This window comes from Variovorax sp. WDL1 (genome assembly GCF_001541225.1).
Classification (GTDB): domain Bacteria; phylum Pseudomonadota; class Gammaproteobacteria; order Burkholderiales; family Burkholderiaceae_C; genus Variovorax.
Window position 1 is genome coordinate 36091 of sequence record NZ_LMTS01000129.1, and the last position, 11135, is coordinate 47225.

The 11135-nt window shown below is 66.4% G+C and carries 9 protein-coding genes; 3 read left to right on the forward strand and 6 right to left on the reverse strand.

All coding sequences use genetic code 11. From position 1 onward, the window contains the following. Window positions 1-32: 32 nt before the first annotated feature. Window positions 33-2951: a molybdopterin oxidoreductase family protein gene (locus APY03_RS17915; protein WP_068678633.1), complete on the reverse strand. Its 2919-nt coding sequence runs from the start codon at window positions 2949-2951 to the stop codon at window positions 33-35. Window positions 2952-3037: 86 nt separating this feature from the next. On the opposite strand from APY03_RS17915, the gene APY03_RS17920 reads away from it, so the two are divergent. Next, the gene (locus tag APY03_RS17920) at window positions 3038-3940 is read left to right on the forward strand and encodes a LysR family transcriptional regulator (protein ID WP_068678635.1); all 903 of its coding nucleotides are present in this window, start codon (window positions 3038-3040) and stop codon (window positions 3938-3940) included. Between the two features lie 32 nt (window positions 3941-3972). Here APY03_RS17920 and APY03_RS17925 read toward each other — a convergent pair whose 3' ends face one another. The 5 genes from APY03_RS17925 to xsc form a co-directional block, all read right to left on the reverse strand. Then, complete coding sequence (locus APY03_RS17925; protein WP_068678637.1) at window positions 3973-4368, reverse strand: hypothetical protein; 396 nt, start codon at window positions 4366-4368, stop codon at window positions 3973-3975. A 36-nt stretch (window positions 4369-4404) separates the two neighbouring features. Continuing rightward, window positions 4405-4707 (reverse strand): hypothetical protein, encoded by a 303-nt coding sequence (locus APY03_RS17930; protein ID WP_068678639.1) that lies wholly within the window; start codon window positions 4705-4707, stop codon window positions 4405-4407. Beyond that, complete coding sequence (locus APY03_RS17935) at window positions 4704-5960, reverse strand: RHS repeat-associated core domain-containing protein (protein WP_083944437.1); 1257 nt, start codon at window positions 5958-5960, stop codon at window positions 4704-4706. The genes APY03_RS17930 and APY03_RS17935 overlap by 4 nt, the downstream gene beginning before the upstream one ends. A 204-nt stretch (window positions 5961-6164) precedes the next feature. Then, window positions 6165-7124 (reverse strand): bifunctional enoyl-CoA hydratase/phosphate acetyltransferase, encoded by a 960-nt coding sequence (locus tag APY03_RS17940; RefSeq protein ID WP_083944438.1) that lies wholly within the window; start codon window positions 7122-7124, stop codon window positions 6165-6167. Between the two features lie 20 nt (window positions 7125-7144). Further along, entirely contained in the window at window positions 7145-8956 is a 1812-nt protein-coding gene (xsc, locus tag APY03_RS17945; protein WP_068678644.1) for a sulfoacetaldehyde acetyltransferase, read from the reverse strand. A gap of 159 nt (window positions 8957-9115) precedes the next feature. On the opposite strand from xsc, the gene APY03_RS17950 reads away from it, so the two are divergent. Further along, complete coding sequence (locus APY03_RS17950) at window positions 9116-9946, forward strand: IclR family transcriptional regulator (RefSeq protein WP_083944439.1); 831 nt, start codon at window positions 9116-9118, stop codon at window positions 9944-9946. Window positions 9947-9967: 21 nt separating this feature from the next. Then, a complete protein-coding gene (locus APY03_RS17955; RefSeq protein ID WP_068678645.1) occupies window positions 9968-10942 on the forward strand; it encodes an AAA family ATPase in 975 nt (324 codons plus the stop codon). Window positions 10943-11135: the final 193 nt, after the last annotated feature.

An 11135-nucleotide genomic window follows, 5' to 3' on the forward strand; every position in this document is an offset into this window, starting at 1 on the left:
GGCGGAGGCCAGCAGGTCCTTCAGCCATTGCATCATTTCCTTTTCCTTCCAGCGAAATAGGTGAGCACGTTGGCCGCCTTCCCCAGCACGCCCGGCGCGGCCGGCACGGTGGCGATCTGCGGAAAGCTCTCGTGCGGCTCTTCCGGCTCGGCGGGCCGGATGCGCACGCGCACGTCGTACCAGCCGGCCTGGCCGGTGATCGGATCGGAGTTGCTGATGGTCTTGCCATCGAAGGGCAGCTCCTCGGAGATCAGGTGGTTCAGCAGGAAACCCTTGCGTGCCTCGTCGGCGCCGGGCGCGAGCTGCCACGCGCCGTCGGCCTTGCCGATGGCGTTCCAGGTCCACACGGTGCCGGGCTCCACGGCCTCGCTGTAGCGCAGCATGCAGCGCACCTTGCCCCACTGGCTCTCGACCCAGCACCAGCCGCCGTCGGCGATCCCGGCCGCCTTCGCGGTCATCGGATTCACGTGCAGGTAGTTGTGGCTGTGGATCTGCCTGAGCCAGGCGTTCTGCGAATCCCAGGAGTGGTACATCGCCATCGGCCGCTGCGTGATGGCGTTGAGCGGGTAGGCCTCCAGCTCGGTCGCCGCCTCCTCGAGCGGCGGATACCAAAAGGGCAGCGGATCGAAGTAGGTGTCGATGCGCTCGCGCAGCGCGTCGGGCGGCTGGCGGCCCGGGCTCTTGCCCTGGGCCGCGAGGCGGAAGCTCTGCAGCGTGTCGGAGTACAGCGCGAGCTGCACCACGTCGTTCTTCTGGCGCCAGCCCTTGTCCTTGGCAAAGTCCAGGTACTCGCGGTTCCAGTTGCGCATGTAGTGCATCGTCTCCGGCATGTGGTACTGGAACACGCAGTTGTTCTGCGCGTAGGCCTCCCACTGCTTCGGATTGGGCTCGCCGCGCAGGTGCTGGTCGCCGTCCTTGCCGCGCCATCCCATCAGGAAGCCGATGCCGGGCTGCGGCTGGAAGTTGACGACGAAGTCCGGGTAGCCGGAGAACTTGCGCCCGCCCTCGGGCGTGGTGAAGGCCGGGAACTTCAGGCGCGAGGCCAGCTCGATCAGCACCTCCTGGAAGGGCTTGCACTGGCCGGTCGGCGGCACCACCGGGATGCGCACCGAATCCACCGGCCCGTCGAATTCGGAGATCGGCCGGTCCAGCATGCTCATCACGTCGTGCCGCTCGAGGTAGGTGGTGTCGGGCAGCACCAGGTCGGCGAAGGCCACGGTCTCGCTCTGGAAGGCATCGCACACGACGAGGAAGGGAATCATGTATTCCCCCTTCTCATCCTTGCGGTTGAGCATCTCGCGCACCGCCATCGTGTTCATGCTGGAATTCCAGGCCATGTTGGCCATGAAGATCAGCAGGGTGTCGATGCGGTACGGGTCGCCCTTCACCGCGTTGGTAATCACGTTGTGCATCAGCCCGTGGGCCGAGAGCGGGTGCTCCCACGAGAAGGCGTGGTCGATGCGGATCGGCGAACCGTCGGGGTTGATGGCCAGCTCGTCAGGGTTGGCGGGAAAGCCCAGCGGCGCCGCGTTGAGCGGCGTGTTCGGCTGGATCATCTCGGGCGCGTTGAAGGCGCGGTAGTTCGGCACGATGTGGCGCGGGTACGGCGCCTTGTGGCGAAAGCCGCCCGGCGCGTCGATGGTGCCCAGAACGCTCATCAGCACCGCCAGCGCGCGCACGGTCTGGAAGCCGTTGGAATGCGCGGCCAGCCCGCGCATCGCGTGGAAGGCCACGGGGCGCGCCTGGGTGGTCGGATGCTTCTTGCCCCAGGCGTCGGTCCAGGGGATGGGCAACTCGAAGGCCTGCTGCAGCGCCGTCTCGCCCATCTCGCGCGCCAGCTTGCGGATGCGCGTGGGGTCGATGCCGGTGATGGCCGATGCCCATTCGGGCGTGCAGCTCGCGACGCGCTCGCGCAGCAGTTGGAACGAGGGCGCGACGCGGGTGCCGTCGGCCAGCGTGTAGTGGCCCTCGAGCGCCGGGTCGCAGCCCTCGGCGATGCCTTCCGGGTAGGCCGGCTTCACGCTGCCGGAGGCCTTGTCCCACACGAGCTTGTTGTGCGGATTGCGGCCATCGCCCGGCGGCCCGCGCTCGGGGTCGAAGGCGAACAGGCCCTCGCGCTCGCAGTCGTCCAGCACCACAAGCTGCGGCGCGTTGGTGAAGCGCTTGAGGAAGGCATGGTCCACAAGATCGTTTGCGATCAGCTCGTGCAGCAGCGCCATGAAGAGCGCGCCATCGGTGCCCGGCTTGATGGGGATCCATTCATCGGCGATCGCCGAGTAGCCGGTGCGCACCGGGTTGATCGAGATGAAGCGCCCGCCATTGCGCTTGAATTTGCTGATGGCGATCTTCATCGGGTTGCTGTGATGGTCCTCGGCGGTGCCGATCATCACGAAGAGCTTGGCGCGATCGAGGTCGGGCCCGCCGAACTCCCAGAAGCTGCCACCCACGGTGTAGATCATCCCGGCGGCCATGTTGACCGAGCAGAAGCCGCCGTGCGCCGCGTAGTTGGGCGTGCCGAACTGGCGCGCGAACAGGCCGGTGAGCGCCTGCATCTGGTCTCGGCCGGTGAAGAGCGCGAATTTCTTCGGGTCCGTCGAGCGGATCTTCTGCAGCCGCTCGGTCAGCAACTCGAACGCACGCTCCCAGCTGATCGGCTCGAACTCACCCGCCCCGCGCTCGCTGCCGGGCTTGCGCAGCAGCGGCTGCGTGAGCCGCGCCGGCGACACCTGCTTCATGATCCCCGAGGCGCCCTTGGCGCAGATCACGCCCTGGTTCAGCGGATGGTCGGGGTTGCCGTCGATGTAGCGCACCTCGCCGTCCCGCAGGTGCACCCGGATGCCGCAGCGGCAGGCGCACATGTAGCAGGTGGTGGTCTTGACCTCGGTGTCGGCCGTGGGCGTCGGCGAGGCCAGCGGGTCGTGAATGGGCTCGCGCGAAAGGAAGTTGAGCAAGGCGCTGGCTCCGGTTGTTCGTGGGGGTTTCTCTACCCATGATAGGGTTCATCTTCTGAACAAAAAAGCAGGTAATTCAGTTCATCATGACCGATAAAACCGATCACCGGCTACGCCTCACCCTGCGCCAGCTCGAGGTCTTCGCCGCCACCGCGCGCGAGGGCTCGACGCGCGCCGCGGCCGGCCGCGTGGCGCGATCGCAGTCGGCCGCCAGCGCCGCGCTGGCCGACCTGGAAGCCGCGCTCGGGGCCCAGCTGTTCGACCGCATCGGCCGCCGCCTGGTGCTCAACGAGAACGGCCGCGCGCTGCTGGCGCGCTCGGTCTCGCTGGTCGACCAGGCCGCCGAGCTGCAGGCCCTGTTCTTCACCGACCAGCAGACGCCGCTGCGCATCGCGGCCAGCTTCACCACGGGCGAGTACCTGCTGCCCGGGATCGTGCTGCGGTGGAAGCAGGAGAACCCGCAGGCGCGCGCGCGGCTGATCATCGGGAACAGCACCGACGTGATCTCTGCGGTGGTCGGCTTCGATGCCGACGTCGGCTTCATCGAGGGCCGGCAGACCCATCCCGACCTGGCGGTGCACCGCTGGCTCAGCGACGAGATGGTGATCGTGGCCGCGCCGACGCATCCGCTGGCGGGACGCACGGCGGGCGTGCGCGAGCTCGCCGAAGTGGGATGGGTGCTGCGGGAAGAAGGCTCCGGCACGCGCGAGGCCACCAACGACTGGCTGGGCCGGCGCGTCGGTCCGCTCAACATCGAGCTCGAACTGGGCAGCAGCCACGCCATCAAGCGCGTGGTGGCCTCGGGCGTGGGGGTCGGGTGCATGTCGCGCTATGCGGTGGCGGACGCGCTGGCGGAGGGCTCGCTGGTGGAGCTGAAGACCACGCTGCCGAAGAACTCGCGCGCGCTCTCGATCGTGCTGCACCGCGAGCGGCGGCCGGGGCGGACGATGCAGGGGTTCATCGACTTCTGCAAGGGTGCGGCGGGGTAAGGATCGGACCTCCTGATGCGCCTTCTAATTCTTCAAACCTGGAAGATCTTGCCTGGATCGTATTCCCCGAGCGATGCAATGACCTGAACACCTGCAAGGTTGGGCGCTGGGTCCAGGTAGGCATGAGACGGCGATCTGTTCTCGGCAAGGCTGTGGAGCTGCGCTGCAAGACGCCGTGCTTCTGATGCCGAGACCTCCCACACGAAGGCAGCCTCTCGGCGGCTCAGCCCGCCGCCTCGCTCCATGAAGAGAATGCGCAAACTGAAGTTGCGTTGGCGCACAACGTTCGCAAGGCTTGCGAAGTCGATGCCCCGCTCTGCCTCAATCTGATCGGCGAGCCATGCGAACGAGTCACCATCGCCCAGGAATAGCAGCGTTGGTTCCGCAAAGTCAGCAACACCAATATGCAGCATCGAAGTCACATGCATGAACTCATCATTCTCTGGCTACGAAGAGTCATGAGTTCAAGGTGTTCGATCGCTCTTGAACACTGCTCGATACCAATACGCTCGGCTGGTCTCAAACCATTTCTGGTTGCTTTCATTCAGGAAGACCTTCAAGGTAGCTCGATCGAGCCTGTAGCGAGTCAGCAAGGCAATCAGATCGGCCAAGCTGTCATCATCAATTGGGAAATCGACGGTGAGCGCCAGCCCTTTGGGCGTGCGTTTCATGCCCTTCAAAGCCTTCAGACCTTCAAGCCAGTCGAAGAAGTGCTTCTCGTCTTGATAGCAATAGAACTGCGGCTCTTTGATGAGGATAGTTTTCATCGCAACAAGTCATCGATGTTTTGGCCGGGGGGCACATTGACCTGCCTGCCGTTGGGGAGTTCCACATCCCAATGCGGGCCCCCATGGGCGCGCCCTCCTTGGCCGGTTGGGCACCAGACTCGCCCGCGATCATCTTGCCAACCGTGGCTTGAACCGCCGCGACCAGGGTTCGGATTCCGAACCCAATCTTCTCCGCCTTTTGGGTCGTTGAACCCTTCAACCGCGCCCGGCTTGCCCGGCGCCTTCGGTCCAATAGGGTCATAGGCATTTTCCGGCGGCTTGGCCAGCATCGGCCCAAACACATTCCAACCGACCATCGCTCCCATTCCCGCGCCTGCAGCGCCTGCGACCCAGCCACCCATCGCCGGTGCAGCCGGGAGCAAGAACGCCAGTCGCCCATCCGGATCCGTATAGCTCAACGTGTTCTGATGCGCGTGGCCGAAGCGATTCCATCCACCGTCAAGCCCCATCGGGTCCGGTTGCGTGTAGCGCCCGCACGCCGGACAGTAGGTCCTGAAGTGGTTGTCGTCCAGCCCCGACTCCTTGTCGTAGTACCGGCCCCTGCCTCGCAAATTGAAAACAATCTCGGTGATCCCGGCTGGCATCCCGAGATTCGGCGTGGTTTCAGCCTTGGCGAACCGGTTCGCCGCAACGGTGGGCTGCTCGTCGCCGAAGGCGGAGTAGGCCCACTGCCAGATCGCCTGCCCATTCGCATCCGTGAGGCGCCTCGGGGTGTTCAGATGATCGCTGTGCACCGCGACCATCTGCCCGTCGATCACTGCCGCGATCGGCATCGGCCCGTCGGCAGTGGGCAGATAGATGTACTGCGTACTGCCCGTGCTGTTCGCGCCGCCCGTGCCCGTTTCCGAGAGCAGGTTGCCGCCTTCGTCGTACATGAAGGCAGTGCCGAGCTTCTCGGCATCCGATGCATTGGGGTCCCAGAGCTTCGTGAAGAACCCCTTGAGGCTCTGCATCAAGCCCGCACCGTTGGCTTCGGCGGCGGAAGCAGGAGACGCAACGTTGAGGGCTCCCCCAAAAATGCAGAAGGCAATGACGATCGCAACGATGCGACGAAGATGCCACCCGAGGCTCGGCTCAGGGGTGCGACTGCGTTGAATCCGGGACTTGGCGATGCGCACGGAGCGTCGAGGCGAACCCGAACGATTGCGCTTCAATCGCATGCCCGCGCGGATGATGGACCGGACGCGCAAATGCAGCGCTCGCGGCAATGCGAGCCACGATGGACTTTTCATGTGTGACAGCCTTCGCTCGAACCCTGCTTCTTATTGCTGACCACCCGCAGCAGGTATGCGGGGCAGGCGAATATAGGGCCGCCAGGCAATGTCCACACGCTAGGGAAAGCGCTGAGCGATTCAGCGCCGCGCCTTAAGGGTCAAGCACTTGGGCGCGCTTTATCAGACTTGGCCGATGTCCCGGCCAAGCCGATAAAGCCCTCCTCAGTCGTCGCGGCCGGCCCCCAGCACCGCCAGCGCCACCGAGGCGATGCGCGACGGCAGCGAGTCCGCGCGCGAGGTCAGCACGATCGGCACGCGCGCCCCCAGCACCAGCCCGGCGCATTCGCCGCCACCGATGTAGGTGAAGCTCTTGTAGAGCATGTTGCCGGCGTTGAGGTCGGGCACCAGCAGAAGGTCGGCATCTCCTGCCACGCGCGACTCCATCTTCTTGATGTGCGCGGCCTCGGCCGAGATGACGTTGTCGAAGCCGAAGGGGCCTTCGACCAACGCGCCCGGCCAGGCGCCGGCACGCGCCATTGCGACCAGCGCCTGCGCATCGACCGTGGCCGGGATGGCCGGGTTCACCGTCTCCACCGCGGCCACGATGCCCACCTTGGGTTCTGCGATGCCCAGCTTGCGCAGCAGCGCGATCGCGTTGCCCAGGATGTCGCGCTTGGCTTCCAGCGAAGGCGCGATGTTGACGACGCAGTCGGCCAGGCCCAGGAGCTTGGGGTAGCGCGGCAGGTCGAACAGGAAGAGATGGCTGATGCGCGTCTCGCCGCGCAGGCCGATGGTCTTGTCGACCACGGCGGACATCAGCTCGTCGGTGTGCAGCGAGCCTTTCATGAGCGCGCCCACCGCGCCCTGGCGTGCCATGGCGACGGCGCGGCGCGCGCTCTCGGCGGCGGTGCCGCTGCAGTCGATGATCTCGAAGCCGTTGGCGTCGACGCCGGCCGCGCCGGCCGCGTGCAGGATGGCCTCGCGCGGGCCGATCAGCACCGGTTGCGCGAGCTCCTCGTCGCGGATACGCGCGGCCGCGTCGAGCGCCGCCGCATCGCAGGGGTGGACCAGCCCGACGCGCACCCGCCGGGCCCTCGCCCGCTCGCGCGCCTGGGCCACCAGGGCGTCGAGCCGGGGATGCGCAGCTGGCTCGGTCGCCAGCTGCAGTGCTGCTGATGCCATGTCGCTGCTTCGGCCTGCGCTCAGACGTAGTCTTTGTACTTTTCCAGGAGGCGCACGGGCTTGGCGAGCGCGTCGCGGCGGAAGGGGTCGCCCAGCTCGCGCGTGCACATGACCTCGATCACCGTGGTCTTGCCCTGGTTCATCTGCATGTCCACCGCCTTCTTGAGCGCGGGGCCCACGTCTTCCAGCTTGTCGACGACGATGCCCTCGGCGCCCATGGCCTTGGCGATGCCTGCGAAGCTCTCGCTCTCCAGCTCGCCTGCGACGAAGCGGCGGTTGTAGAAGTCGACCTGGTTCTTCTTCTCCGCGCCCCACTGGCGGTTGTGGAAGACCACCGCCGTCACCGGGATGTCGTGGCGCACGCAGGTCATGATCTCGACCATGCTCATGCCCCAGGCACCGTCGCCCGCATAGGCGATGGCCGGACGGTCGGGCGCGGCCAGCTTGGCGCCGATCATGGTGGGCAGCGAGTAGCCGCAGTTGCCGAAGCTCATGGGCGCGAAGAAACTCCTCGGCTCCTCGAAGCGCAGGTAGCTGTTGGCCACGGCGTTGATGTTGCCGATGTCGGTGGAGACCATGGCGCGCGGCGGCATGGCCTTCTCCAGTTCGCGCAGCACTTGGCGCGGGTGCAGCCACTTGCCGCCTTCCTTCTCCGCCTCCTGGATCATGTCGAGGCTGTAGGGGTCGCGCTCGTGGGTCCAGCCGTCGAGCTCTTTCTCCCAAGCGGCCTTCTCTTCCTTGATCTTCGCGGCGCGCTCGGCCTTGGTGGCGTCGCAGGCGAGCGTGCGGTCCGCCAGCCGCGCGAGCAGTGCCTTGGCCACCGCCTTGGCGTCACCGTGGATGCCGACGGTGATCTTCTTCACCAGGCCCAGGTTGGTGTGCTCGGCCTCGACCTGGATGATCTTGGCTTCCTTGGGCCAGTAGTCCATGCCGTGCTGCGGCAGCGTGCCGAAGGGGCCCATGCGCGAGCCGAGGGCCAGCACCACGTCGGCCTGCGCGATCAGCTTCATCGCGGCCTTGCTGCCCTGGTAGCCCAGCGGGCCGGCCCACAGCGGATGGCTGGCGGGGAAGGAATCGTTGCGCAGGTAGCCGTTGGCCACCGGCGCGCCCAGGCGCTCGGCCAGGGCCTTGCATTCCTCGACCGCGTCGCCCATGACCACGCCGCCGCCCGAGAGGATGACGGGGAACTTGGCAGTGGCCAGCAGCTCGACCGCGGCCGCCAGGCTGTTCTCGCCACCCGAGCCGCGCTCCACGCGCATGGGCTTGGGGATCTCGCACTCGACCTCGCCGTAGAAGTAGTCACGCGGGATGTTGAGCTGGGTCGGGCCCATCTCGGAGATGGCGCGGTCGAAGCAGCGCGCGGTGTACTCGGCCATGCGCTTGGGGTTGTTCACATGGCCCTGGTACTTGGTGAACTCCTGGAACATCGGCAGTTGGTTGGCCTCCTGGAAGCCGCCCAGGCCCATGCCCATGGTGCCGGTTTCGGGCGTGACGATCACCACCGGGCTGTGCGCCCAGTAGGCCGCCGCGATGGCGGTCACGCAGTTGCTGATGCCGGGGCCGTTCTGGCCGATCACCACGCCGTGGCGGCCGGAGACGCGCGCATAGCCGTCGGCCATGTGGCCGGCGCCCTGCTCGTGCACCACCGGGATCAGGCGGATGCCGGCGGGCGCGAAGATGTCCATCGCATCCATGAAGGCCGAGCCCATGATGCCGAACATGTCGGTCACGCCATTGGCGACCAGGGTTTCGACGAAGGCCTCGGAAGGCGTCATCTTCTGCACGCCGGTAACGGCGGCGCGGGCGGGCGTGGCGGGGGGTTGCTTGGTCATGGAAGGGTCTCCTAGGTCGACGAAGATCGCAGGGTTTCTCGAAAGTTGGAACCGATAGTTCCGGAATTCGTGTTGGCGGAATATAGGGCCCTCCCCGGCTTGCGTCAAACAAAATTCCGGAAATCGATACAGTTTGTCCCGTTTTTTATTGAAACGACTATGATCCGGGCCATGAAAGTCGTCAATGGACTGAAACCCGAGCCCGCCGAGCTGAACGGCGATACGCCCACCATGCGCCTGTTCGCGCTGCTGGAGGTGATCGCCGCCAAGGACCAGCGCTACGCCCTGCAGGACCTGGTGGAAGCCACCGGCCTGCCCAAGCCCACGCTGCACCGCATGCTCCAGCAGCTGGAGACCGCAGGCCTGTTGCAGCGCGAGGGCGACAGCCGGCTCTACGGCATCGGCACGCGGCTGCGGCGGCTGGCGGAGAACCTGCTGTTGAACGACAGCCACCATGGCGCGCGCCACACGGTGTTGCGCCAGCTGGTGGAAGAAATCGGCGAGAGCTGCAACCTCACCGCCCTGTCGGGCAGCGAGGTGGTCTACCTGGATCGCGTGGAGACCGCGGCGCCGCTGCGCTTCTACCTGCACCCGGGCTCGCGGGTGCCGGTGCATTGCTCGGCCAGCGGCAAGGTCTTTCTTGCGCAGATGAGCCCGGCGCAGCGCCGGCGCCTGCTGGCCCACGCGCCGCTGGAGGCCTATACCCCCAGGACGCTGACCGACCTGCAGGCGCTGGAGCGCGAGATCCAGCGCGTGCGCAAGGACGGCTGCGCCTTCGACAACGAGGAATTCCTGCCCGGCCTGCTGTGCATCGCGGCGCTGGTGCCGAGCGAGAGCGGGCCGTCCAACCTCTGCATCGCGGTGCAGGCACCGGTGATGCGCATGGACATGGAGAAGGCGAAGAAGCTGCTGCCCGCCCTGCAGCGCGCCGCGCTCGCCCTGTCGCGCATCGATGCAGACACCGAGGCCGACGCGCGCGCGCAGGCCTGAAGGAACTGAAGGACCACGGACATGACCGACATCGTCTCCCTCAAGCCCGAGCGCCTGCTGAGCGTGCGCGAGGTCTTCGGCATCGACAGCGACCTGATGGCGCCCGCCTTCGCCGAGCGCGACGATCACGTGCCCGAGGTCGATGCGGTCTACCGCTTCAACCCCGACGTGACGCTGGCCATACTGGCCGGCTTCATGCGAGACCGGCGGGTGATGGTCCAGGGCCTGCACGGCACCGGCAAGTCCACCCACATCGAGCAGGTGGCGGCGCGGCTGAACTGGCCCTGCGTGCGGCTCAACCTCGACGGCCACATCAGCCGGCTCGACCTGGTCGGCAAGGATGCGGTGGTCCTGCGCGACGGCCAGCAGGTGACGGAGTTCCAGGAAGGCATCGTGCCCTGGGCGCTGCAGCGGCCGGTGGCGCTGATCTTCGACGAGTACGACGCGGGCCGGCCCGACGTGATGTTCGTGATCCAGCGCATCCTGGAGCAAGGCGGCAAGTTCACGCTGATGGACCAGAACCGGGTGCTGCACCCGCATCCCTCCTTTCGCCTGTTCGCCACCGCCAACACCGTGGGCCTGGGCAACCTCAACGGGCTCTACCACGGCGCGCAGCGGCTCAACCATGCGCAGATCGACCGCTGGAACATCGTGGCCTCGCTGGACTATCTGCCGCCCGGGGAGGAGATCGCGATCGTGCAGGCGCGCGTGCCTTCGATGAAGAACGAGGCCGGCCACGCGATGGTGCGCGCCATGGTGGCGGTGGCCGATCTCACGCGCAAGGGCTTCGCGGCGGGCGACCTGTCGACTCTGATGTCGCCGCGCACGGTGATCACCTGGGCCGAGAACGTGGAGATCTTCCGTGATCCGGCGCTGGCCTTTCGCCTCTCTTTCGTCAACAAGTGCGACGAGGCGGAGCGGCCGCTGGTGGCGGAGTACTTCCAGCGCTGCTTCGACCTGGAGCTGAAGGAGTCGCATCAGCTTTCCGGGTTCTGAGGCGTTTGCGATGAGAGATGGGGGGCGAAGTTGCTGAATGCTGCGCACTCGGGCTTGCTGCCTCTTGCTCTCCCTCTCCCTCTCCCTCTCCTTCTCTTTTTGGGGGACGGTGGGGGTGGGGGGACTTTAGGTTCTGTTTGTACGTTGCGCTTTGTTGGAGGCCGGAGCCGGGGCGTCGTCCCGGCAGCCGAGT

Bases quoted from the DNA above. Each gene is read 5' to 3' on its own strand.
- APY03_RS17930 (WP_068678639.1), bottom strand. From the start codon at position 4,707: ATGAAAACTATCCTCATCAAAGAGCCGCAGTTCTATTGCTATCAAGAC.
- APY03_RS17935 (WP_083944437.1), bottom strand. From the start codon at position 5,960: ATGAAAAGTCCATCGTGGCTCGCATTGCCGCGAGCGCTGCATTTGCGC.
- APY03_RS17955 (WP_068678645.1), top strand. From the start codon at position 9,968: ATGACCGACATCGTCTCCCTCAAGCCCGAGCGCCTGCTGAGCGTGCGC.
- xsc (WP_068678644.1), bottom strand. From the start codon at position 8,956: ATGACCAAGCAACCCCCCGCCACGCCCGCCCGCGCCGCCGTTACCGGC.
- APY03_RS17925 (WP_068678637.1), bottom strand. From the start codon at position 4,368: ATGCATGTGACTTCGATGCTGCATATTGGTGTTGCTGACTTTGCGGAA.
- APY03_RS17920 (WP_068678635.1), top strand. From the start codon at position 3,038: ATGACCGATAAAACCGATCACCGGCTACGCCTCACCCTGCGCCAGCTC.
- APY03_RS17950 (WP_083944439.1), top strand. From the start codon at position 9,116: ATGATCCGGGCCATGAAAGTCGTCAATGGACTGAAACCCGAGCCCGCC.
- APY03_RS17940 (WP_083944438.1), bottom strand. From the start codon at position 7,124: ATGGCATCAGCAGCACTGCAGCTGGCGACCGAGCCAGCTGCGCATCCC.